Origin of the sequence: Planktotalea sp. (assembly GCF_049680325.1) — a bacterium.
Lineage (GTDB): Bacteria > Pseudomonadota > Alphaproteobacteria > Rhodobacterales > Rhodobacteraceae > Planktotalea.
The window spans coordinates 1-22,089 of sequence record NZ_JBAUHO010000103.1; the positions used below are offsets into that span (position 1 = coordinate 1).

Here is a 22,089-nt window from a genome sequence, read left to right on the forward strand (position 1 = left end):
GAGTGATATCAAGCTTTGTACCCTTCAATCCAGCGATCATGATTGGGTGGTGTCGCAGCATCAAGCGCTCTATGCGCGCGATGAGGGATTTGATGCCAGCTTTGGCCCGTTAGTTGACGAAATCCTAACGACATTCGAAACACGTTTGGATCCCAGCAGCGATGCCGGCTGGATTGCCTGTGAAGGTGACATGCGGCTTGGGTGTATTTTCTGTGTGCGTCAGGATGCGCAAACTGCAAAGCTACGGATGTTTTTGCTAATGCCCGAAGCGCGTGGAAAAGGGATAGGCAGGCAGCTCTTGGAACAATGCATGGGGTTTGCCATTTCGAAAGGCTATGTGCGCATGGCTCTTTGGACCCATGAAAGCCACAAGGCAGCCTGCGCGCTCTATGAACAAGCTGGGTGGCACTGCGTCAGTTCTAAACCTGTCGTGTCGTTTGGTGTTTCCCTAATTGAGCAACAATGGGAAATCACGCTTTAGAGCCCGAAAAGGGACTTGCAATCGCAGCACCCAAAAGCTAAATGCCCCCTGTGTGCCGCCTTAGCTCAGTTGGTTAGAGCACTGGTTTGTGGAACCAGGGGTCCCCCGTTCAAGCCGGGGAGGCGGTACCAAATCCTCCCTCAATACTAGCACTCTCAAAAGCGAATTGTGTACATGCATCCCGCGCCCGTCGCGAGGGCATCGTAACGATCGACCACACCGCCAAAGCGGCTGTCATAGATTTCTTTTGCGATGCCGCTTGCCAAAGCTGCGGCGCAGCCCTGTAGGGGGCTATTGGTTTGTTTGGTCACGTATTTCGAGGCGGCAACACCAGCAACAAAGTGCATGGTCTTGTCACTTGCGCAGCCAGACAGGCTAATCGCGCAAAGGGTTGGGATGATGAAAGTTGCAGGTCTCACAGGACTCTCCATTGGCCGGAAAAAGGGCGATAGAAGGCTGTGAGAGGGAGGCGCGACTTCTGCCGCAGGCCTTTTAAGGATGTGTTAATGTATGGGCTTCAAAGCCGGTGCAATCAATGAATAAACACTAAACTGGTTAATCTCGACCTTGAAAAACGGAACAAGGCCAAGGACATACATCCTCGGCCTTGTCGTGAGCTGTGTTTGACTAGGTTCGGAAATCAAACGATCTCGATATCATTTCCCAGCGCGTTCAGGCCGATGCCATTCAGGTAGATTTCGTCACCGCCAAAATCAAAGTGAACACCATCAAAATCGGCGTTGGTCAGGCGCGTTGCGAATTGATCGAGCACTTGGGAAACGGTCAGTGTTCCGGTCCAAAGGTCAGAGTTGAGGCGCAGCGTGTCGTCGTTGTTTTCAAAGGACGTTACCAGGTCGGAACCATAGCCGTCGGCAAACACAAATGTGTCTTTACCAAGTCCGCCATTGAGTTCATCATCCCCTGCGCCGCCGTCAAGCAGATCAGCACCCTTACCACCGTTTAGCTTGTCGCGACCGTTCTCGCCATACAGCTTGTCATTGCCTTTGTTGCCAGCAAGCTTATCTGCGTTGCTACCGCCCCAAATCCGGTCTTTGCCTGCGCCGCCAGAAAAGTCGTTCTTCGCATTATCGCCGTAGATACGGTCGCTTTCTTTGATCGAAATTCCAGCAATGTCGGCGAACTCGATGACATCGCCTTCTTCCTATCCCGCTACAAGCACTTCGCCAAAATAGGTGGCCGAGGCATCAAGCGCCGCAACATCCGCCGGGGTTGTGATGTTCAGATTATCGCCGTTCAAATGGAAGATGTGATTGGACGGACCATTGCCGCCAAATGCAATGAATTGACCAACGCTATCAGTGCCCCAGTGGACTTCGCCGATTGAAATACCATAGGTCTGGTCCAGAATTGTGCCATCTAGTCTAACATTATAGGCGTAGTTGTTTGTAATTTCGACTTCAGGCAGCTCATTCGGATCCATCGGGATGGCTAGAATGTTATAAACGAAACTGATGTCGTTATCGGGGCTTACGACCTGCAATTCGGTTGTGCCAACGACGACTGTATCGTCATCACCGTCGCCATTTGTGTCGCTCCAAGTCAATGTAAAGCCTGTCAAAGTGTAGGTCGTCACTTTGAACCCTTGTTTGTTAGATATTCACGCAGAGTGTTACCTGAACATCGTAAAATCGCAATGCCTTTAAGGGTTTTGGGCGTAACGTTTAAATAGCGTAGACGCGCGGCAATTGTTTGATCGCGTCAATAGCGCATTGCGTATTACTTGGCCGTTCTTTCAAGTAAATGCGCTATTTCGGCAATTCGATAATGATATCCTGAAGCAATTTACCACTTAAGCGATCATAAATAAGTATCGTGTTGCTTTGCGTCACAATCGCATACCAGCTTTCGCCCATGGTCACGGCTTTTGCCTCAACCCCCTCGGGCAGAACTACCTTTTCGGGCAGCAACGCAGGTTTATCATTCAAGCGGATGACAAGCAGTGCGATTATCAATACAACGCCGCCAATCATCACCGCCGTCAGCACAGTCACCAGACGGCGCAGGAACCGCAATTGGGCGGGTTCTTCAATTTCTTGTTCAGGGGGCAGCATGGGCGCGTCCATTATTTCCTTTGCGGTTCAGGATGATCCGCCGCAGCGCCTTGATAAAGCGCTTTCGCGAGATGTGCCAGAGAGCGCCTCGCTCTCGCGTACGCGCCTTGCCAGGCTGTTAGACGCGGGCGCTGTCGTAATCGACGGCGCGGTCCAGCGCGACCCCAAGGCCAAGGTCGCAGCAGGGGCACAGGTGCAAATCACCGTTGAAGAGGCCAGTGAAAGCCATATTGCGCCGGAAGATATCCCGCTTGATGTGATCTTTGAAGACGACGATCTGATCGTCGTGAACAAACCTGCGGGCATGGTGGTTCATCCTGCGCCGGGAACGCCTAGCGGAACGCTTGTTAACGCATTACTGCATCACTTTGGTGGCAATCTGTCGGGTGTCGGCGGCTCTAAGCGCCCTGGCATTGTTCATAGAATCGATAAAGATACCAGCGGCTTGCTGGTGGTTGCCAAGTCGGATGCGGCCCATCACGGCCTTGCTGCGCAATTCGCGGCCCACACCGCTGAGCGTGCCTATCTTGCAATCACGCACGCGGTTCCGGAAGCGTCTGATCCGCGTCTGCGCGGTGTGCGGGGCGTGAGTTTTGAGACGGGCGGTGTGTTGAAAATCACGACGCAACTGGCGCGCCACAAACATGACCGTCAACGTCAGGCCGTCTTGTTTGACAACGGGCGCCATGCGGTGACACGGGTAAAACTGGTTGAACGCTTTGGCGAACCTGCCTGCCTTGCTTTGGTGGAATGCCGCTTGGAAACGGGACGCACCCATCAAATTCGTGTGCATATGGCGCATGCGGGGCATGGGCTGTTGGGGGATCCGAGCTATGGTGGGCGGCGCAAATTGCCTGCGAAAGCGTTGAGCGAGGCGGGTTTGGAGGCTGCAAAATCCTTCGATCGCCAAGCATTGCATGCAGCGCTACTTGGGTTTGAGCACCCCGTGAGCGGCGAAATGTTGCGGTTTGAGGCTGATTTGCCCGAAGACATGGCGCAATTGTTACAAAAACTGCGCTCGTAGCCCCGCGCACCGCACATGCGCGTGAGCGCGCAGACACAAAGCTGGAACTTAGCGCGCGCTGACCCCACCTTTGATGCAACACCGCAGCGACGTGGGGTACTTGAAACCTCGCAACAGGCTGCTTAACTGAATGTTAACGCTTTAAACATAAAGGGGCAGGGACATGGCCAATTATGCAAATCTACCCGCACCAACACCGGAAGGCGGTTTAAACCGCTACATGCAGGAAATTCGCAAGTTTCCTTTGCTGGAGCCGGAAGAAGAATACATGCTCGCGAAACGCTGGGTCGAAAAGCAAGACACCCAAGCTGCGCATAAGATGGTGACATCGCATCTGCGGCTCGCGGCAAAAATCGCTATGGGTTATCGCGGCTACGGGTTGCCACAAGCCGAAGTCGTGTCAGAGGCGAACGTTGGCCTTATGCAGGCTGTTAAACGGTTTGACCCTGAAAAGGGCTTCCGCTTGAGCACATATGCGATGTGGTGGATCCGTGCGGCAATTCAGGAATACATCCTGCGTAGCTGGTCACTGGTGAAGCTTGGCACAACCTCCGCGCAAAAGAAGCTGTTCTTCAACCTTCGCAAAGCCAAATCCCGCATCGGCGCGCTGGAGGAGGGCGATATGCGACCTGAGAACGTCGCGCGTATTGCCCATGATCTGGGCGTGACCGAGACTGAAGTTATCTCGATGAACCGCCGTATGTCGGGCGGGGATGCGTCGCTCAACGCCACTGTTGGATCAGAGGGCGAAGGTACGATGCAATGGCAGGATTGGCTGGAAGATGAAGATGCCGATCAAGCAGGTGACTATGAAGCGCGCGATGAACTTGAAGCGCGCCGTGAAATGTTGGCCGCTGCAATGGAGGTTTTGAACGAGCGGGAAAAAGACATTCTTGTCCAGCGCCGCTTGTCCGACACGCCAGTTACGCTTGAGGATCTGAGCGGGCAATACAGCGTTAGTCGCGAGCGCATTCGCCAGATCGAGGTGCGTGCCTTTGAAAAGCTGCAAGAGCGTATGCGCACATTGGCAAGCGAAAAGGGCATGCTCGTTGACGCCTAAACCCTTAAGTCGGTTCTGAAATTACAAGCCTCCCCTTGATAAAACGAGGGGAGGTTTTTTGTGACCGTAGAAAAAAAAGGGCAGGTCTTATAGTAAGACCTGCCCTTTTTCTAATTTGACTGCTTTAACGTTTACTTCGCAGCGGCGTTCTTATTCGCGGCTTTCTTTGCAGGTGCTTTTGCTTTGGTTTCATCGCTGTTCGCGTCGATGAAATCCAGAACCAGCGGACGGATGTTGTCGCGCCAGCTGCGACCCGCGAAAATACCATAGTGGCCGGCATCCGGCTCTAGATGGCTCGCCTTTTTCGAATCAGGCAGACCTGTGCAAAGCGCCAGTGCGGCGACGCATTGGCCAGGTGCGGAAATATCGTCCTTCGCGCCTTCAACCGTCTTGACCGCTACTGTGGTGATTTTGCCGATATCAACTTTGTGACCATCCACGACGAAATCGTTCGATGCGATCTCGCCATTCTTGAAAATACGCTCGACTGTGGAGAGGTAGAACTCCGCCGGCATATCCATCACGGCCAGATATTCATCGTAGAAACGGTTGTGTGCATCATGATCGGATGCTTCGCCTTTGGAGGCGCGCATGATCTGATCGTTGAACGCTTTGGAATGGCGTTCCTGGTTCATCGACATGAAAGATGTCAGCTGCAACAGACCTGGGTAGACCAAGCGGCCCACGCCCTTGAATTTGAACCCAACACGCTGGATTGCGGTTTGCGCAAGTTGGTTCATCGTAACGCGGTTGCCAAAATCAGTAACGTCCGTCGGTGTCGCGTCGGGGTCAATTGGGCCACCGATCAAAGTCAGTGAACGTGGCTGCGCTTCAGGATCTTGCTCAGCCAGATAGGCCGTCGCCGCAAGCGTGAGCGGGGCAGGTTGGCACACAGCAATTACGTGAATGTCAGAGCCAAGTTCACGCATGAAATCAACGAGATAGAGAGTGTAATCTTCAATATCGAACTTGCCTGCCGAGACAGGGATATCACGTGCGTTGTGCCAATCCGTGATATAGACTTCTGCATCGCTAAGGAGGGATTTGACAGTCGAGCGCAGCAGCGTTGCATAGTGGCCAGACATTGGCGCAACCAGCAGGACGCGGCGCTTTAGCGGCTCGCGGCCTTGCACTTCAAAGTGGATCAAGTCGCCAAACGGGCGTTCCACGACTGTTTCGATCTTGATTAGGTGATCGCGGCCATCTTCACAGGTGATGCTGCCCAGCCCCCAATCGGGTTTTGCGGCCATACGCTCGAAGGAGCGCTCGGTGACTTCACCCCAAGCACCAAGCCATTGCAGGGCTGGATTGGGCATGAGTGAAAACGCTGGAAAGGCCGCCATGGATTTGGCCGTCGCACCAAGCCACTGGTTGGTGTTCCGCATCGTCTCCATCATGTCGTAAGTTGCCATGTACTTCATCGTTTATCCTTGCCTGCTCGGCCTCGTTTTTGGGGCGGATCAAATCGTCGCTTTGCCCCAAGGTAAATGCGTCGATATACTGTGATAGCAAAATGCTGCACAGCAGCGAAGGTAGGTGGGAAATCTTAAGATGACAACAAATGACGATGTCGCAGGGCAAAATTCTCCTCAGATGACCGCAAATCTTGAAAAAATCGAAGCATTGTCAGAACGATTGATCAAAGCGGTGTCGGGCAAAAGTGCGACAAACCCTGCACTTAGTGCCCCGAATCAGGACTTGTTCACCAACGCTGTCAGCTCGTATTGGCAGGAAATGATGCAAAATCCAGCCAAGGTTTTTGAACATCAGGCTGCATATTGGGGCAAATCGGTGAAGCATTACGTCGAGGCGCAGCAAGTCTTGGCCAAAGGCAAGCTTGAAACCCCAAGCGATGAGTTCACTGAAGACCGCCGTTTCAAGAACCCGCTTTGGAATACCCATCCCTATTTCAACTTCGTCAAACAGCAATACCTGATAAACGCAGAGGCCATTGCGCAGGCGGTTGAAGATGTTGAAGACCTCGACGCAAAAGAAAAAACGCGCCTGCGGTATTTTTCCCAGCAGATCATCGACATGATGGCTCCAACCAATTTTCTTGGAACCAACCCTGATGCTTTGGAAAAAGCGGTCGCGACGGACGGGCAAAGCCTGCTCGACGGGCTTGAGAACCTGGTCGCCGATCTTGAAGCAAATGATGGCGAATTGATCGTCAAACTGGCTGATGAGAAAGCATTCCAGCTGGGCGAGAACATCGCAACAACCCCCGGCAAGGTAATCTATCGCAACAAGATGATCGAGCTGATCCAATATGCGCCTGTGACGGAAACAGTGCATGAAACGCCAATCATTATGTTCCCGCCGTGGATCAACAAGTTCTACATTCTGGACCTGAAAAAGCAGAACAGCATGATCAAATGGATCACCGAACAGGGCTACACGCTTTTTGTGGTGTCATGGATCAACCCGGATGAAAGCTATTCTGATGTGGGTCTGGAGGACTATGTCGAGGAAGGCTATCTCGCCTCGATCCGCGAGGTGAAAGAAATCACCGGTCAGAAACAAGTAAATTGTATCGGGTATTGCATTGCGGGAACGACGCTGTCTTTGACACTGTCCTTGTTGAAAAAGCGTGGCGACAAAAGCATCAAGTCGGCGACGTTCTTTACCGCACTCACGGATTTTTCGGATCAGGGCGAGTTTACGCCTTTCTTGCAGAACGACTTTATTGACGGGATCGAAGCAGAAATCGGGGAAAAGGGCTATCTGCGCTCGTTCATTATGGGGCGCACCTTTAGTTTCCTGCGTTCAAACGATCTTGTTTATACGCCTGCGATCAAAAGCTACATGATGGGCGAAGCGCCTCCTGCCTTTGATCTGCTTTATTGGAATGGCGATGGTGCCAACCTGCCGGGCAAAATGGCGGTTCAGTATTTGCGTGGCCTTTGCCAGTCGAATGATTTCGCGGATGGCGGCTTTGAATTGATGGGCGAAACGCTGAACCTGAAAGACGTGGATGTTCCTCTGTGCTCCATTGCTTGCGAAACGGATCACATCGCCGCCTGGAAAAGCTGTTATCGCGGCGTGCAACAGATGGGAAGCAAGTCAAAAACCTTTATCGTTACGCAATCGGGTCATATTGCAGGGATCGTGAACCCGCCCAGCAAGAACAAGTATAGCCACTACACGAACGAGGATCTTTCGCTTGATCCGGATGCTTGGTTTGAAAGCGCCGAGTTTACTCAAGGCTCATGGTGGCCACGCTGGGAATCATGGCTGAAAGAGCGTTCTGGTAAGCAGGTTGAGGCTCGTCAGCCCGGTGATTCCACCCACCCAGAGTTGTGTGATGCGCCTGGAACCTATGTGAAGATAAGTGCAAGAGGCTGATTTGTAAGGTGAAAAAGCTATTTGCTGCGGTGCAGCAAATACTTCTTGCAATGCTGCGCTGCGGCATCTATAAAATCCTCACAGTCGCAGAAAAACGGGGTAGGCCTGTAGCGACGAACACAAAGGATTTGGTACCATGGCTAAGACACAAGATTTCTCCGCGATCATGAAAGACATGATGGGCGCATTCCCAGTAGACACGAAAGCTTTTGACGACGCTTTCAAAACAACTGCAACACTGAACGAAAAGCTGGCAGCAGTTTCCGTTTCCGCAGCTGAAAAATCTGCTGAGCTGTCCACAGCTTGGGCAAAAGACACGCTCGCAAAATTCGCTGAGTTCTCCAAAGTTAAGGCTGAGCCAGCTGACTACGCAAAAGCGATGACAGACATGGCGTCTGCTTCCGCTGAAGCGGCTGCTGAGAACGTTGCTTCTTTCGCTGAAATCGCGAAAAAAGTTCAGATGGACACAGTTGAATTGATGATGGCTGCAGGCAAAGACGCTTCTGAAGAAGCTCAAGCTGCTGTTAAAAAAGCTACAACAGAAGCAACTGCTGCTGTTAAGAAAGCTGCTGCGAAGTAGTTCGCACTGCGACAAAGAACATTTGCACCGACTCCTCCCAAACTGGTGCCAAATGCCGGGGCTGATCGAAAGATCGGCCCCTTTCTTTTTGGTTTTCATTCCTGCTGCACTCGCATAAGCTTTTTTCTGCACTGCTGCATTTTGGGAGGGAGCCTAAAGTGACCGACGCAAAGACACCGTTACTCATCAAACGCTACGCAAGCCGTAGACTATATAATACCGAAACAAGCGATTACGTAACACTTGAGGATATTTCGGGGTTCATCTCTGAAGGACGCGATGTGAAGATCGTTGATCTCAAATCGGGTGATGATCTGACGCGTCAGTACCTACTGCAAATCGTTGCAGAGCGTGAAAGCAAGGGTGAAAGCGTTTTGCCCGTTGCCGTACTGACCGATCTGGTGCGCAGCTACACAAGCCAAGCAAGCTCTATCGTGCCGCAGTTCCTGTCTATGTCCTTTGATATGCTTCGCGATGGCCAGAGCAAGGTGATGGACAACATGACCAAGGCGACGCCAATCGTTCAAATCCCCGGCATGGAGGCGTTTCGCCAGCAGCAAGAGGCCTTTTTCAAGGCGATGACCGGCGGTCAATGGACGGGCGCAGGTGAGTCGAGCACAAGCAAGTCCGAGGAAAAGCCAGCGAGCGAGCCGAAAGAAGATCTGGACGCGATCAAGTTGCAACTGGCTGATCTTCAGGAAAAGCTATCCAAGCTGGGTAAGTAAGGCATAACGCTGCGCCAGCACATCGGCGCAGGTTAAACTCCCAAACGATCCCGCATCGCGTACCAGCTCATCGCCAGCGCCAAAAGCGGTGTACGCATCGCGCCTGCTCCGGGAAAGCGGGGGGCAGGGACCGCAGCCATCGTATCAAAACCGCTTGCATCGCCGTGAATGGCATCCGCCATCAACTTCCCTGCCTGCACCGCATTGCCCACCCCGTGACCGGAATAGCCAGACGCGGTCAGGATATTGGGCGCGACGCGGGCAAGATAGGGCATCCGTTTCATAGTTATCCCAAGCGTGCCGCCCCATGCGTAGTCAATGCGCACGTCTTTCAAATGCGGAAAAATCGCACACATCGGCTTGCGCACTTTGGCCGCGATATCGCTTGGAAAACGGTAGCCATAACTCTCGCCTCCGCCAAAGAGCAGGCGATTGTCATGGGACAGGCGAAAGTAGTTCACGACGAACTTGGTGTCCGCAACGGCAATATCTTCTGCCAACACACGTCGTGCGCTGTCGCCCAAAGGTTCGGTTGCAGCGATGAAGTTGTTGATCGGCATAACCCGCGCGGCTACTTTGCGGTTCAGCCCGCCCAGATAGCCATTGCCAGCAAGGATGACATGGTCTGCTCTGATACGGCCCTTGTCGGTTTGTACAATCGCCTCTGCGCCCTCGGTGATATGATGCACATGGCTCATTTCATAGATGCGCGCACCTGCATTTGCGGCGGCCCGTGCCAGGCCAAGCGCAAAGGACAGGGGATGCAAATGCGCCGCGCCCCAGTCAACGAGCCCACCTTTATACGCAGGCGAGGGGCATAGCGCATGCGCAGCGTCTGCATCGAGGGGCTCGATGTCCTTATATCCGTAGTCATCCTGTAGCTTCTGGGCGTAATCCTGTAATTCAGCCACGTCAGAATTGCCAAAGCCAAGCTCGGCAATACCGGGCTTGAGGTGGCAGTCTATCGCGTGTTGTGAAATCAGGTTTTTCACGAGGGATTTGGCGTCTTCTGCCATTTCCCAAAGGCGGTGTGCATCATCATAGCCCAAAAGGCTTTCCAACCCGTCCTGATCCATACGCTGGCCCGAACCAAGCTGCCCACCATTGCGCCCGGAGGCACCAAAACCGACGCGGTGCGCTTCAAGCAGTGCCACATCATAACCAAGCTCTGCCAGATGTAGCGCAGCGGATAACCCCGTATAGCCGCCCCCGATAATGCACACATCGGCGCGCGTCTCGCCGCGCAATGGCTCGAAAGGGGCAAGCGGCGCGGTAGTCGCCGCATACCAGCTATTCGGGTATTCCCCCCTATTATCGTTTGAAAATAGAAGGTTCATACGTTCAGCAATAGATGCTCGCGCTCCCAAGGGGAGATGACCTGCAAGAACTCTTCGTATTCTGCACGTTTCACGATCGCGTAAACGCGGGCAAATTCGGGGCCAAGGATTTCATGAAGCTTGGTGGCCTCCTCAAACACGTTGAGAGCCTCGCCAAGCGTGCGTGGGATATCTTCCTCGCCGTCATATGCATCGCCCTTGAATTGCTTGTCAGGGCGTTCTTCTTCGATCAACCCGAGCAAGCCACAGGCCAGTGACGCGGCGATACCGAGGTAGGGATTACAATCCATCCCGGCAAGGCGGTTCTCAACGCGCCGCGCCTTCGGATCGGAAAGCGGAATTCGGATGCCCGTTGTACGATTGTCGCGGCCCCATTCCAGATTGATCGGTGCGGCGTGATCTTTCACATAGCGACGATAGCTGTTCACATAGGGCGCAAGCACTGCTATCGCCGAAGGCAGGTGGTTTTGCAGGCCCGCGATGTAGTGGAAAAACGCATCTGTTTCTCCACCTTGAGGGCCGGAAAAGATGTTCTTTCCCGTTTGGATATCAAGCACGGAGTGATGGATGTGCATTGCACTGCCCGGCTCGTCCTCGATCGGCTTGGCCATAAAGGTGGCAAAGCAATTATGGCGCAGCGCCGCTTCGCGGATCAGGCGTTTGAAGAAAAAGACCTCATCGGCGAGTTTGACAGGATCACCGTGCTGGAGATTTATTTCCAACTGACCTGCACCGCCCTCTTGGGTGATGCCGTCGATCTCGAAACCCTGCGCTTCGGCAAAGTCATAAATATCGTCGATCACAGGGCCGAATTCATCCACTGCGGTCATTGAATAGGCCTGTCGCGCGGCAGCGGGGCGGCCTGAGCGGCCCATCATCGGTTCGATCGCTTTGGCAGGGTCTATGTTCCGTGCAACCAGGAAAAATTCCATTTCGGGTGCGACAACAGGCTCAAACCCAAGGTTGCGATACTGTTGCACAACATGTTTTAGCACGTTGCGCGGACTACAGGGAACCGGTCTGCCTTTGCGGTCATAGGCATCATGGATCACTTGCAACGTCCAATCCCCGGTCCAGGGTGCAGCGGTTGCTGTACTCATGTCAGGCTTTAGGATCATATCTTTTTCGATAAATCCCTCATCGCCAGCAGCCTCGCCCCAATCGCCGGTAATGGTCTGGAAAAAGATGGAATCGGGCAGGAAAAATTGGGTCTGCTTCAGGAATTTGCTGGCTGGAACCGCCTTGCCGCGCGCAATTCCGGGCAAGTCCGAGATGATACACTCGACCTCATCCAGTTTACGGCCTCCAAGATAGGCTTCGGCTGCTTCGGGAAGATCGGGAATCCACTGCTCGCTCATGAGAGCCTCTTTGTTTTGAGAAAATGCGCAAGGATCGCGCCAAGCGTCGCGTTGTCATCGGGCTGCGCCAGACGCGCACGTGCCGTGTCTTGCAAGGTGTCGGGGACGACGCCTTTGGCGCGGGTATCTAGCAGGCTTTCGATAGCCTTGTCATTGAATTCGGGGTGGGGCTGGATGGTCAGGGCCTTGCCCGCGTAATGCAAAACTGCGTGGCTGCAAAAGGCGTTACCGCCAATGGTTTCAGCGCCTTTCGGCGGGGTCACGACCTGATCCTGATGCCATGCATTCAGATTATAGGTCTTGCCGTTGATGTCATATTCCTGATTGCCGATAGACCAGCCGCCGTCAAATTTTTCCACTTTGCCGCCAAGGGCTTGGGCGATGATCTGATGACCAAAACACACCCCTACAAGCGGGCGTTCCGTCGCACTGATCTTGCGGATCAGCTCTTCCAGGGGTGGGATAAATGCATGATCTTCATAAGCCCCATGTTTGGAGCCAGAAATCAGCCAGCCATCTGCATCCTCAGGACCCGAGGGGAAGTCCATGTCCACGACGCTCCACGTTTGAAACGTGAAATCATGACCCGCGAGCATATCTGAGTACATCTTGGTGTAATCGCCCACCACGTCAATCATGGCTGGGGCGGCATGGCCGGCTTGCAAAATACCGATTTTCATAAGTCACCTGTTGGACGTTAAGCAGACGCTAGTGCAGCGCCTAAAGGAACTCAAGATAAAGCGCGATCCGCTCTTCTTCCGTGAGCGTTGCCACTTCGGCAATCTCTTGGCGTTTGGTCATGCTCATATTCTGGATCAATGCCTGTGGAAAAATCCGCGCGGTGGTAGGATCGCTTTGAAATATGTCCAGAGCCTCTTGCCATGTTGCGGGCAGCTCAGGGGTTTCCAGCGCATATGCATTGCCAGTGACGGGCGGGGGCGGCGTCATGCCCAGTTCAATTCCATCAAGGGCTGCGCCAAGGACAGCAGTCAGTAGCAGGTAAGGGTTCACATCGCCGCCGGCGACACGGTGCTCAATGCGGCGCGCTTTGTGATTGCCGCCCGGAATGCGGATCGCGACAGTTCTGTTTTCATAGCCCCAGCATAATTTGGTCGGGGCATGCGCCCCGGGAACAAGGCGATCAAAGCTGTTGTCATGGGGGGCTAGGATCAACATTGAACCGGGCATCGCATTCAGGCAGCCAGCAATGGCGTTTTGCAGGCGCTCTGAACCTTTCGGACCACCATCATCAAAAATGTTGTTACCGTCCTGATCGAGCACAGAGAAATGCATATGCATGCCGTTGCCCGAATAGTCAGGATAGGGTTTTGCCATGAAAGAGGCCGCAAACCCGTGTTTGCGTGCCAGCCCGCGCACCAGAAGCTTGAAAAGCCACGCGTCATCCGCGGCTTTGAGCATGTCATCCACATGCATCAGATTGATTTCGAACTGGCCTAGGCCTGCTTCGGAAATCGCAGCATCCGCAGGAATATCCATTTCCTCGCAGGCGTCATAGAGATCCGTAAAGAACTCATCAAACGCATCCAGCGCGCGCAAGCCAAGGGTTTCGGACCCTGTGCGCCGCTTGCCATTGTGCGGCGAAGGCACGGTGCGCGGCATGCGACCCGAATCGTCGATCAGATAGAATTCCATTTCTGTGGCGACGACAGCGGTTAGCCCTTTTGCGGTGTAGCGGTCTTTGATGCGGGCAAGCGCCTGACGGGGATCACCGTCAAATGGACGACCATCCTCATGAAACATCCAAACAGGGAGCAAAGCAGTCGGCGTGCCAAGCCATGGCATCGGCAGATAGCCGCGCTCAGTTGGCAGCAGCATCCCATCCGCATCGCCGCTGTCAAACACCAACGGGCTATCTTCGATATCCTCGCCCCAAATGTCCAGATTGAGCACAGAAAAAGGAAAGCGACTGCCTTCTTCACCAATCTTGCCCGCAAAGCGGGTCGGTATGCGTTTGCCGCGCGCCTGACCATTCAGATCACATGCGGCGACTCGGATAGAGCGGATTTCGGGATTCGCGTGCAGCCAGTCGGCCATGGGATTTTCCTAGCGGATGATGTTTGGACGCAGCTTTATCTTGCGACGCTGCTCCTGGGGAAGATGCTTGTTTAATGCGCGATTGACCAGCCCAAATAGTCCGATCACCGCAAGCGTCAGCAGGATGAAATATCCTGCAAGTATCGGGTAGGGCACGAATGGGTTGAATGTTTTATCAGCGAAATAACTGGCGTAATATAGCGCGTCACCGCGCTGCTGCCATGCAGGAAATCCAGAGAAAAAGACAAGGGTTGTGGCATGGAAAAGGAAGATCGCCTCATTGGTGTAGCCAGGCCAGGCGAGACGCAGCATGGTCGGCCAGATGATTTTCTTGAAACGTGGCCAGCCGGTCAGGCCGTAGGCATCTGCTGCCTCGATATCGCCCTTGGGGATAGAACGCAGCGCGCCATAGAAAATTTCGGCCGTATATGCCGCGGTATTGCAAAACAGCACGATCAACGCGCCAAGCCAGGCCGCGGTAAATGGGTTAAAGACCGGGCTGACGCCTTTCAGCGACAGGAACAGGAAATAGGCAAAGAAGAACTGGATAAACAGTGGTGATCCGCGAAACAAGAAGATGAACCATTCAGCGGGTTTGCGCAGCCATGGGCTATTGGCACCTTTTGAAAGCGCCAGCCCTGTTGCGAAGAAAAAGCCGAACAACAGGGCCAGCACACCAAAATAGATGTTCCAGATCATACCTGAGCCGATCAAAGTGACTTGCTGGCACAGGGTGAAATTTTCTTTAGGCAAAAGCCGTTGGCCGATCCCGAGCGAGCGCAACCCGTAATCGGCGATTGTCTGAAGGCAGTCGTCCATTATGCAGCCTTCCTTTGCGCTTCGCCGCCCGTGGTGGCTTGACCACGTGTCAGCCGCAACATCAGGCGTTCAAGCAAGACTTCGGAAACCTTGGTGAAGGCGAGATAGAAAATCAAAAGGAACAGGAAATACCACATGCGCCAATCGCCATGGGGGTATTCGGTAAAGCGCGAGGTTTTCGTACCGCCCAGTTCACGCGCCCAGTAAACGATGTCCTCGACGCCCAGCAGGAAAAGCAGCGGCGTCGCCTTTATCAAAACCATCCATAGGTTTGACAGGCCGGGCAGGGCATAGACCCACATTTGCGGTACCAGAATGCGCCAGAAGGTCTGGCGTCGGGTCATTCCATAGGCTTCGGCTGTTTCAAGCTGCGGGCGGGGAACTGCGCGCATCGCACCCAAGAGCACATTGGCCGCGAAAGCACCAAAGACGATAGCAAAGGTCAGAACCGCCAGTGAGAACCCGTAGCTTTCATGCATCCATTGCGGGGCCGATCCGAGCGGCATTTTGGCCGCATCGCAAACAATGAAATCATTGCCCTGACGGATGGGTTGATCCCAATCGGGGCACAGCGTTTTGTGGCGTAGATATTCGATGCCTTGGTCTAACGCAATGATAAAAAAGAGAAAAAAGGCGATATCCGGCACTCCGCGCACCAGCGCGATATAGCCTTTGCCAAACCAACGCAGGGGCGCAACATGCGAGCGCGCCGCAGAGGCTCCGAAAAAGCCGAAGGCCAGCGCCGTTGGCGCGGTGATTGCGAGCAGCAAAAGCACTGTGCCGAATGAGACGTAAAATCCAATATGCTTGCCCGTCGTAAGATAGCACGACAGCCAAGACAGTTGGCTCAATTGAGACGGATCAGTGCAAAAGCTAAACATCGGACCTTCTTTTTCGGTTGCGGTAGGTTGCAGGATATCAGCGCCGAGGCCAAGCCTGAAATGCCCTGTCTGGCGTTGCGTTCATCTACGTTAACGTCATAGCGTTTAACGAGCGGCAAGCAGTGGGGAGCGCATCGGCGTGGAACGGGCAAAGCAAAAGATTATCGTCGTTGGCAGTGGAATCATCGGCGCAATGGCGGCCTATGAGTTGCAAGCAAAGGGCGCTGATGTGCTGGTTCTGGATGCTGGCAGCGCTAGGGCAACGGATGCGAGCTTTGGTTGGATAAACGCTTCTTTCTATCAAACGCCTGAATATTTCGCGCTGCGCGTCGAAGGCATGCAGGCCTACAAGCGATTGGAGCAGCGCATTGATGTGCCCGTGTCATGGAGCGGCGGGCTTTGCTGGGAACACAGCGGCGCGGATTTGGATGCACAATATGAAAGCCTGCACGCGCAGGGTTATCCTTGCCGGATCATCGGCAAAGACGAGATTGCGGCGCTGGAGCCTGATCTCGGGGCGGGGCCTGAGCGCGCGATTCATTTCCCCGCCGAAGCCTCGATCGAATCGGGTAACGTCACCGACCTGATGCTGCGCGCGGCGCAAGGTCTTGGCGCACGCCTAGGGCGCGGGTTTCGGGTATGTGGCTTTAGCCAACACGCGGGCCGCGTGGTCGGTGTGCGAACCGATGAAGGCGTCTTTGAAGCCGATCAAATCCTTGTTGCTGCCGGAACGGGGACAGAACCCTTGCTGGCAACCTTGCAGATTCCGCTGCCAATGCTGCAACGCCCAGCTCTGGTTCTGAGGACGCGGCCAGTTGGCGCGAAGATATCGCATATCCTTGCTACGGATTTCGGGGAAGTGCGCCAGTTGCCTGATGGCAGGCTTTTGACACCTGCCGCGATCGGGCATCAGGCCGATAGCGCAAATAGCCTTGCTGAGCATCCAGATGAAGCGGCAGAAAACGCGATGGGACGATTACGCGAACTCTTTCCAAACCTTTCGATCAAGCTGGAAGGGATGCAGCTAGCGCACCGCCCTGTGCCGCAAGACGGATTTCCTGCCGTCGGCGCAGTTGCGCCCGGGCTTTATGTGGCGGTGATGCATTCTGGCATTACCTTAGCGGCCCTTATGGGAGAGCTGATCGGGCAAGAAATGCTGCGCGGGGCTGGTGCAAAGACAGAGGCGTGGCTTGGGGCATTCCGACCAGAGCGATTTGCTTGATCCAAAAAAAACGGCGGCCTTCTTGCGAAGACCGCCGCTCATTCAGAAAAGAGGCGAGATTAGAACTTTTCGCCGATTTCCCATTTTTCGATAAGTGCGTTCAAAGAACCATCCGCTTTCATAGAAGCAATCGCGGCATCGAATTTTGCTTTCAACTCGCCGTCGCTTTCACGCAGGCCAAGGCCGATACCGCCACCGATCAACTCTTGCTGCTCGAGCATCACGAGAGAGTCGTCTTCGTCGGCAATTGGCTTGAGGTAGGTTCTGTCTGCCAGAACCGCATCTGCTTCGCCATTGCGCACGGCTGCTACTGTTTCTTCCGGCGTTGCGAATTCGACCAATGTCGCGCCAGTGGAGGCAACGTGTGACGCCTGAATTGTACCTGTTTGCGCGGCGATGACGCCACCGGCAAGATCGACATCTGCGCTGAGCGCGAGATAGCCAGATGGGTCAGGCTGAGTGTAGTTTTGTGTGAAATCAATGACTTCTTCACGTTCGGCTGTGATGGACATGCCAGCCATGATCGTGTCGTAGTTGCCAGAAACGAGGTTCGGGATGATGCTGTCCCATTCGTTTGTGACCCACTCGCAGGTCAATTCGGCGCGTTTGCACAGCTCATCGCCCAACTCGCGCTCAAAGCCGTCAACCTCGCCCGCATCGTTGAGGAAGTTGTAGGGAGGGTATGCGCCCTCTGTGCCCATGCGGACAGTATCGGCCATTGCAAGGCCAGCGGTCAGGGCCAAAGCGGCCGTTGTGAGAATTAGGTTTTTCATTTTAGTCTCCCTAGATTGGTTTGTTGGTTTGGTTGATTTGCTTACGCAGTACTGGACAAGAACTGCTGCAAGCGTGTCGATTCAGGTGCGCCGAATAGTGTTTCGGGCGCACCTTCTTCTTCGATAAGACCTTGATGCAGAAACACGACGTGATCCGAAACATCTGCGGCCAATTTCATATCATGGGTAACAATCAACATCGTGCGCCCCTCTGCGGCGAGATCCTTGATTACCTTGACGACTTCCTGCTCCAACTCTGGGTCAAGCGCTGATGTCGGTTCGTCAAAGAGCAGGGCTTCGGGTTCCATGCAAAGCGCGCGCGCAATCGCGGCACGTTGTTGCTGGCCGCCTGATAGCTGCGCAGGATAGACATCGCATTTATCGCCGATGCCAACCTTTTCCAGATAGGCGCGGGCGGATGCTTCAACCTCGGCTCTGTCGCGGCCAAGCACGGTCACAGGCGCTTCCATCACATTTTGTAGAATGGTCATATGGGACCAAAGGTTGAACTGCTGGAATACCATCGACAGATTGGTGCGAATGCGGATCACCTGAGCGCCGTCTGAGGGGCGTCGTCTGTGACCGGTGCCTGACCATGTGACCGGCTCGCCTTTGAACAGAACATCGCCTTGCTGGCTGTCTTCCAATAAATTGGCGCAGCGCAAAAGCGTGGATTTTCCGGACCCTGAAGAGCCGATAAGCGAAACAACATCGCCGCGTTTGGCTGCAATAGAAACGCCCTTGATAACCTCCAGATCACCATAGGCTTTATGAAGATTCTTTAGTTCAATGACGGTGTCAGGCTGGCTCACGTATATGTCTCTGATTGTTCCCCGACGCGCATTTGTGCGCAAAACCAGCGGCTTTGCAATCGCCAATGCGTCTGCACGGCACTAAATGATCCCAAGGTGACGGCTGGTAAGGCGGCTAAAGCGAGGCTGCAACGCGTTGGCGGGCAAGCGCGCTATCCTTGTCATTGACCCCCAAAAGATTGGAAACAAGGCGCAGCAGCGCGTCTTCTTCTTGCTCGCGCACACCATCTGCCAGAACCACGGACCACAGGGATTCGATCACACCCAGCCGGTCTTCGTAGGGCACTGCATCCTTGATCGCGCGGGTAAAGCGAACGGTGTCAGGCGCTTCGGTTTCCAGTTTGGTTGCATCAGCAATCAGCCTGGCAGCACCTTCCTTATCCAGAATGTAGCGCGTTGTAATCACCGCTTCGATCTGGCGGCGTTCAGCGGGGGCGAAATCACCATCGGCGCGCGCAATGCGCACCAGAAGGGCAGTAAGGGCAAGGCGTGCATCGCCATCGTCCAGCGGATCGGGCTCGGGCTGGGTCAGCCGTTTGAGAAAGTCAGCAAACATGAATTACGATATAGGACCGTCAGCGTCAGGAGGAAAGAGAGTTTGCCAATTTAGCAGCCTCGCGCGCGGCGTCGCAATCTTCGGTCCGGATGCCAAGGTGGTCTTGCGTCAGCACCATCATGTCATCCTCGGCCTGTTGCAATGCCCCATCAGCAAAGACCACCTCCCAAAGCGCGCTGACCATTTCGAGGCGGGTATCATACGGCACGGATTCGCACAAAAGATAGGCAAAATCCGGAGTGTCTGGCGCGAAGGCTTCAAGGCGTTCGCACTCGGCACGCAGCTTGGCGGCATCAATTGGGCCAATACCTTGAAATCGAGATAGAATTCTGTCGATCTGGCTGATTTCCTGAACTGCGTAGTGATTATCAGACAGGGCAATGCGTACCAGCAAAGCGCCAAGTGCGTGCGGCACGTCCGCTTCGGGCAGGGGTTTTGGGGGCAGCGGCGCGGGGTGCGCTTTGAAAAGCTTCGTAAGGCGCTCGAGAACTGGCATCAGGTTTCATACCCTTCCACAATAATCATATCGCCGGCACTGACGGCGTTGCGAATTTCCTTGGCCGCTTGATAAGCTGCGCTTTCATAGCAGGCATATGCCGCTTCAATCGTGGGAAATTCAAGAACAACAGAGCGCGGGCGCGCTGTGCCCTCGCGCACCTCTTGTTTACCACCGCGTACCAAGAATTTAGCACCATATTCCTTGAATGGCGCCGCGTTTGCCTGCTGGTAAAGTTTATAGGTTTCCACATCGTCAATCGTGACATGGCCGATCCAGTAGCCTTTGGGCATTGGGTGTCTCCTGTTGCTTGAGCAAAGGTTACCCCATCAGGTCAAAGCCTTCAAAGCGCAAATTATCCAGTGCTATTCCCTGCGGATCTGTATTGAGCAACAAGAAACCAGCGATATCGGGCTGCGAGTTCTGACGGGTAAAGCCGAAACTATCCTCGGCCAAAGGGCCCAGCGTGAGCGTATCGATCACCGACCCGTCGCGGCGGAAGAACCGGACCGTTGCAAAACCTTGCTCGCCGCCTCTTATATCAAAAGCAAGCGAGGGTTGATCGCGATCAAAGAGGACGGCAAGCGATCCTTCGCCAACCGCTTCAACGCGCGGATAGGTGCGGTGGCCGTGGCCATGCAGCACGATTGTGCCCAGTAAGTGCATGGCTCCCAGGGTTTGGCCGGGGCCGCCGTCAAGCATTGTCAAAGGCACGACTGGGACACCGCTGATAACATCGAAATCACCGCTGGCGCCGCGGATTTGACCTGCAAAGCGCTCACCAAAAACGGCACCATCGCGAATAAGTACCTCGTCAATCCGGCTGCCGATCCCGATAGAGGAGATGACATCGTCGAAGTCGATAATCTTGCTAAAGCGCAGGCTGTCATGGGGCACCTGGCAAACAGCTCGGGTGCATGCCGTTTGCGCCGTAAGCGGCATCGCAAGGAAAAGGAAAATTGTGAACGCCACATACCGCATGGACGCAGGATACCACAGATCCCTTCATTGCCAAAACCTAAGCGAAAGGTGCGTGATGTCACGCACCTTCCAACTTAAACCAAACGCGAATTTTCTTTAGCTGCGCGCACGAAATCCTTGAACAAGGGGTGCGGATCAAAAGGCTTGGATTTCAGCTCTGGATGGAATTGAACGCCAATGAACCAAGGGTGATCGGACCATTCAACGATTTCTGGAAGGCGTCCGTCAGGGGACATGCCAGAGAATTTCAAACCTGCCGCTTCGAGCTTTTCTTTATACGCGATATCAACTTCATACCGGTGGCGATGACGCTCTTCGATGGCAGTCGATCCGTAAACCTCAGCAACTTTCGAGCCCGCTTCAAGCGTCGCATCATACGCGCCCAAGCGCATTGTGCCGCCCTTGTCATCATCCGCTTTGCGGCTGACCTTGGCGTTGCCCTGCACCCATTCTTTCAGGTGATATACGACAGGCTCGAAACGTTTCTTGCCGCTGGATTCGTGATCGAACTCTTCGGACCCCGCTGCCGAAACGCCTGCAACATTGCGCGCGGCTTCGATCACCGCCATCTGCATGCCTAGGCAAATACCAAGATAGGGGATGTTGTTCTCGCGCGCATATTGCGCCGCTTTGATCTTGCCTTCCGTGCCACGCTCGCCAAAGCCGCCCGGAACAAGGATCGCATGGAAGCCTTCCAGATAGGGCGCTGCATCTTCGCTATCAAAGACTTCTGCATCGACCCAAGAGACGTTTACCTTCACACGGTTGGCCATGCCGCCATGTGTCAGCGCTTCTTTAATCGACTTATAGGCGTCCTCAAGCTGGGTATATTTCCCGACAATCGCGACGTTGATTTCACCGTCCGTGTTATGAATGCGATCCGCCACATCTTCCCAAACGCGCAAATCGGGACGCGGGGCAGGGTTGATATCGAAAGCGTCCAGAACGGCCTGATCCAGACCTTGTTCGTGATAGGCCAGCGGGGCCTCGTAGATGGATTTCAGATCATAGGCCGCAACGACGCTTTCCTTGCGCACGTTACAGAAAAGCGCGATCTTCTCGCGCTCTTTTTCCGGAATCGGATGTTCAGAGCGGCATACAAGGCTATCGGGGGCAAGGCCGATGCTTTGCATTTCCTTGACCGAGTGCTGGGTTGGTTTGGTTTTCAACTCCCCAGAGGCCGCGAGAGAGGGCAGCAGCGTCAGGTGCATAAAGATGCATTGACCGCGCGGCTTGTCATGGCTGAACTGACGGATCGCTTCAAAGAACGGCAGACCTTCAATATCGCCAACCGTGCCGCCGATTTCGCATAGCATGAAATCCACCTCATCCTCGCCAATCGAAATGAAATCTTTGATTTCGTTGGTGACATGCGGGATCACCTGAATTGTCTTGCCCAGATAATCGCCGCGACGCTCTTTTTCGAGAACGTTGGTGTAAATGCGCCCCGATGAAATGGAATCGGTTTTGCGGGCAGGCACGCCGGTGAAACGCTCGTAATGGCCAAGGTCG

General features: G+C 54.2%; 25 protein-coding genes, 1 tRNA gene and 1 pseudogene. 8 read left to right on the plus strand and 19 right to left on the minus strand.

Annotated elements, in window-relative coordinates:
- Both WBC85_RS04140 and WBC85_RS04145 read left to right on the plus strand, forming a co-directional pair.
- The coding region (locus WBC85_RS04140) for a GNAT family N-acetyltransferase (RefSeq protein WP_424433411.1) at nt 1-481 on the plus strand (481 nt) is incomplete at its 5' end.
- Between the two features lie 54 nt (nt 482-535).
- Nucleotides 536-612: transfer RNA gene (locus WBC85_RS04145), tRNA-His, on the plus strand.
- Between the two features lie 24 nt (nt 613-636).
- Here the strand turns inward: WBC85_RS04145 and WBC85_RS04150 are convergent.
- From WBC85_RS04150 to WBC85_RS04170, 5 genes and pseudogenes are all read right to left on the minus strand, one after another.
- On the minus strand, nt 637-900 hold the full coding sequence (locus WBC85_RS04150; protein ID WP_424433412.1) for a hypothetical protein: 264 nt from the start codon (nt 898-900) through the stop codon (nt 637-639).
- Between the two features lie 221 nt (nt 901-1,121).
- Complete coding sequence (locus tag WBC85_RS04155) at nt 1,122-1,361, minus strand: hypothetical protein (RefSeq protein ID WP_424433413.1); 240 nt, start codon at nt 1,359-1,361, stop codon at nt 1,122-1,124.
- A gap of 15 nt (nt 1,362-1,376) precedes the next feature.
- Nucleotides 1,377-1,628 (minus strand): annotated as a pseudogene (locus WBC85_RS04160) (calcium-binding protein); the annotation flags it as partial.
- 15 nt (nt 1,629-1,643) lie between these two features.
- Nucleotides 1,644-2,075 carry a hypothetical protein gene (locus tag WBC85_RS04165; RefSeq protein WP_424433414.1) on the minus strand — a complete coding sequence of 144 codons (432 nt, stop codon included), beginning with the start codon at nt 2,073-2,075 and terminating at the stop codon, nt 1,644-1,646.
- A gap of 172 nt (nt 2,076-2,247) precedes the next feature.
- On the minus strand, nt 2,248-2,553 hold the full coding sequence (locus WBC85_RS04170) for a DUF6476 family protein (protein ID WP_424433415.1): 306 nt from the start codon (nt 2,551-2,553) through the stop codon (nt 2,248-2,250).
- Here WBC85_RS04170 and WBC85_RS04175 point away from each other — a divergent pair.
- Nucleotides 2,552-3,577: an RluA family pseudouridine synthase gene (locus WBC85_RS04175; protein ID WP_424433416.1), complete on the plus strand. Its 1,026-nt coding sequence runs from the start codon at nt 2,552-2,554 to the stop codon at nt 3,575-3,577. The two genes, WBC85_RS04170 and WBC85_RS04175, sit on opposite strands and share 2 nt — an antisense overlap.
- A 163-nt stretch (nt 3,578-3,740) precedes the next feature.
- Nucleotides 3,741-4,637: an RNA polymerase sigma factor RpoH gene (gene rpoH, locus WBC85_RS04180; protein WP_424433417.1), complete on the plus strand. Its 897-nt coding sequence runs from the start codon at nt 3,741-3,743 to the stop codon at nt 4,635-4,637.
- A 131-nt stretch (nt 4,638-4,768) separates the two neighbouring features.
- Here rpoH and phaZ read toward each other — a convergent pair whose 3' ends face one another.
- Nucleotides 4,769-6,058 (minus strand): polyhydroxyalkanoate depolymerase, encoded by a 1,290-nt coding sequence (gene phaZ / locus WBC85_RS04185; RefSeq protein WP_424433418.1) that lies wholly within the window; start codon nt 6,056-6,058, stop codon nt 4,769-4,771.
- Nucleotides 6,059-6,188: 130 nt separating this feature from the next.
- On the opposite strand from phaZ, the gene WBC85_RS04190 reads away from it, so the two are divergent.
- The 3 genes from WBC85_RS04190 (at nt 6,189) to phaR (ending at nt 9,287) form a co-directional block, all read left to right on the plus strand.
- Complete coding sequence (locus WBC85_RS04190) at nt 6,189-7,982, plus strand: PHA/PHB synthase family protein (RefSeq protein WP_424433419.1); 1,794 nt, start codon at nt 6,189-6,191, stop codon at nt 7,980-7,982.
- Between the two features lie 136 nt (nt 7,983-8,118).
- Nucleotides 8,119-8,562, plus strand: a complete 444-nt coding sequence (locus tag WBC85_RS04195; protein WP_424433420.1) for a phasin, PhaP — start codon at nt 8,119-8,121, stop codon at nt 8,560-8,562.
- A 158-nt stretch (nt 8,563-8,720) separates the two neighbouring features.
- Nucleotides 8,721-9,287 (plus strand): polyhydroxyalkanoate synthesis repressor PhaR, encoded by a 567-nt coding sequence (gene phaR, locus WBC85_RS04200; RefSeq protein ID WP_424433421.1) that lies wholly within the window; start codon nt 8,721-8,723, stop codon nt 9,285-9,287.
- Between the two features lie 32 nt (nt 9,288-9,319).
- Here the strand turns inward: phaR and WBC85_RS04205 are convergent, their stop codons facing one another.
- The 6 genes from WBC85_RS04205 to WBC85_RS04230 are packed head-to-tail and all read right to left on the minus strand — an operon-like array spanning nt 9,320 to nt 15,737.
- Nucleotides 9,320-10,624: an NAD(P)/FAD-dependent oxidoreductase gene (locus WBC85_RS04205; protein WP_424433422.1), complete on the minus strand. Its 1,305-nt coding sequence runs from the start codon at nt 10,622-10,624 to the stop codon at nt 9,320-9,322.
- Entirely contained in the window at nt 10,621-11,982 is a 1,362-nt protein-coding gene (locus WBC85_RS04210; protein ID WP_424433423.1) for a glutamine synthetase family protein, read from the minus strand. The genes WBC85_RS04205 and WBC85_RS04210 overlap by 4 nt, the downstream gene beginning before the upstream one ends.
- Nucleotides 11,979-12,662, minus strand: a complete 684-nt coding sequence (locus tag WBC85_RS04215; RefSeq protein ID WP_424433424.1) for a type 1 glutamine amidotransferase — start codon at nt 12,660-12,662, stop codon at nt 11,979-11,981. The genes WBC85_RS04210 and WBC85_RS04215 overlap by 4 nt, the downstream gene beginning before the upstream one ends.
- Nucleotides 12,663-12,702: 40 nt before the next feature.
- On the minus strand, nt 12,703-14,037 hold the full coding sequence (locus tag WBC85_RS04220) for a glutamine synthetase family protein (RefSeq protein ID WP_424433425.1): 1,335 nt from the start codon (nt 14,035-14,037) through the stop codon (nt 12,703-12,705).
- A gap of 9 nt (nt 14,038-14,046) precedes the next feature.
- Complete coding sequence (locus tag WBC85_RS04225; protein WP_424433426.1) at nt 14,047-14,856, minus strand: ABC transporter permease; 810 nt, start codon at nt 14,854-14,856, stop codon at nt 14,047-14,049.
- The gene (locus WBC85_RS04230; protein WP_424433427.1) at nt 14,856-15,737 is read right to left on the minus strand and encodes an ABC transporter permease; all 882 of its coding nucleotides are present in this window, start codon (nt 15,735-15,737) and stop codon (nt 14,856-14,858) included. The genes WBC85_RS04225 and WBC85_RS04230 overlap by 1 nt, the downstream gene beginning before the upstream one ends.
- A 139-nt stretch (nt 15,738-15,876) precedes the next feature.
- Here WBC85_RS04230 and WBC85_RS04235 point away from each other — a divergent pair, with 139 nt between their 5' ends.
- Nucleotides 15,877-16,959: an NAD(P)/FAD-dependent oxidoreductase gene (locus WBC85_RS04235; protein WP_424433428.1), complete on the plus strand. Its 1,083-nt coding sequence runs from the start codon at nt 15,877-15,879 to the stop codon at nt 16,957-16,959.
- Between the two features lie 59 nt (nt 16,960-17,018).
- On the opposite strand, the gene WBC85_RS04240 is transcribed toward WBC85_RS04235, so the two are convergent.
- The 7 genes from WBC85_RS04240 to WBC85_RS04270 all read right to left on the minus strand — a co-directional run.
- A complete protein-coding gene (locus WBC85_RS04240) occupies nt 17,019-17,732 on the minus strand; it encodes a transporter substrate-binding domain-containing protein (RefSeq protein ID WP_424433429.1) in 714 nt (237 codons plus the stop codon).
- Nucleotides 17,733-17,773: 41 nt separating this feature from the next.
- Nucleotides 17,774-18,544 carry an ABC transporter ATP-binding protein gene (locus WBC85_RS04245; RefSeq protein WP_424433430.1) on the minus strand — a complete coding sequence of 257 codons (771 nt, stop codon included), beginning with the start codon at nt 18,542-18,544 and terminating at the stop codon, nt 17,774-17,776.
- A gap of 115 nt (nt 18,545-18,659) precedes the next feature.
- Nucleotides 18,660-19,100, minus strand: coding sequence for a TerB family tellurite resistance protein (locus tag WBC85_RS04250; RefSeq protein WP_424433431.1), 441 nt, complete (start codon nt 19,098-19,100; stop codon nt 18,660-18,662).
- Between the two features lie 25 nt (nt 19,101-19,125).
- Nucleotides 19,126-19,596: a TerB family tellurite resistance protein gene (locus WBC85_RS04255; protein WP_424433432.1), complete on the minus strand. Its 471-nt coding sequence runs from the start codon at nt 19,594-19,596 to the stop codon at nt 19,126-19,128.
- Nucleotides 19,596-19,889, minus strand: a complete 294-nt coding sequence (locus WBC85_RS04260) for a DUF1330 domain-containing protein (protein WP_424433433.1) — start codon at nt 19,887-19,889, stop codon at nt 19,596-19,598. The genes WBC85_RS04255 and WBC85_RS04260 overlap by 1 nt, the downstream gene beginning before the upstream one ends.
- A 28-nt stretch (nt 19,890-19,917) precedes the next feature.
- Nucleotides 19,918-20,493, minus strand: a complete 576-nt coding sequence (locus WBC85_RS04265) for a hypothetical protein (RefSeq protein WP_424433434.1) — start codon at nt 20,491-20,493, stop codon at nt 19,918-19,920.
- Between the two features lie 158 nt (nt 20,494-20,651).
- A partial coding sequence (locus WBC85_RS04270; protein WP_424433435.1) for a CTP synthase occupies nt 20,652-22,089 on the minus strand: 1,438 nt, incomplete at its 5' end.

Coding starts and splice junctions, on each gene's coding strand:
- WBC85_RS04260 (WP_424433433.1), bottom strand. CDS start 19,889: ATGCCCAAAGGCTACTGGATCGGCCATGTCACGATTGACGATGTGGAA.
- phaZ (WP_424433418.1), bottom strand. CDS start 6,058: ATGAAGTACATGGCAACTTACGACATGATGGAGACGATGCGGAACACC.
- rpoH (WP_424433417.1), top strand. CDS start 3,741: ATGGCCAATTATGCAAATCTACCCGCACCAACACCGGAAGGCGGTTTA.
- WBC85_RS04230 (WP_424433427.1), bottom strand. CDS start 15,737: ATGTTTAGCTTTTGCACTGATCCGTCTCAATTGAGCCAACTGTCTTGG.
- WBC85_RS04220 (WP_424433425.1), bottom strand. CDS start 14,037: ATGGCCGACTGGCTGCACGCGAATCCCGAAATCCGCTCTATCCGAGTC.
- WBC85_RS04255 (WP_424433432.1), bottom strand. CDS start 19,596: ATGCCAGTTCTCGAGCGCCTTACGAAGCTTTTCAAAGCGCACCCCGCG.
- WBC85_RS04215 (WP_424433424.1), bottom strand. CDS start 12,662: ATGAAAATCGGTATTTTGCAAGCCGGCCATGCCGCCCCAGCCATGATT.
- WBC85_RS04250 (WP_424433431.1), bottom strand. CDS start 19,100: ATGTTTGCTGACTTTCTCAAACGGCTGACCCAGCCCGAGCCCGATCCG.
- WBC85_RS04240 (WP_424433429.1), bottom strand. CDS start 17,732: ATGAAAAACCTAATTCTCACAACGGCCGCTTTGGCCCTGACCGCTGGC.
- WBC85_RS04190 (WP_424433419.1), top strand. CDS start 6,189: ATGACAACAAATGACGATGTCGCAGGGCAAAATTCTCCTCAGATGACC.
- WBC85_RS04170 (WP_424433415.1), bottom strand. CDS start 2,553: ATGCTGCCCCCTGAACAAGAAATTGAAGAACCCGCCCAATTGCGGTTC.
- WBC85_RS04175 (WP_424433416.1), top strand. CDS start 2,552: ATGGGCGCGTCCATTATTTCCTTTGCGGTTCAGGATGATCCGCCGCAG.
- WBC85_RS04210 (WP_424433423.1), bottom strand. CDS start 11,982: ATGAGCGAGCAGTGGATTCCCGATCTTCCCGAAGCAGCCGAAGCCTAT.
- WBC85_RS04205 (WP_424433422.1), bottom strand. CDS start 10,624: ATGAACCTTCTATTTTCAAACGATAATAGGGGGGAATACCCGAATAGC.
- WBC85_RS04195 (WP_424433420.1), top strand. CDS start 8,119: ATGGCTAAGACACAAGATTTCTCCGCGATCATGAAAGACATGATGGGC.
- WBC85_RS04225 (WP_424433426.1), bottom strand. CDS start 14,856: ATGGACGACTGCCTTCAGACAATCGCCGATTACGGGTTGCGCTCGCTC.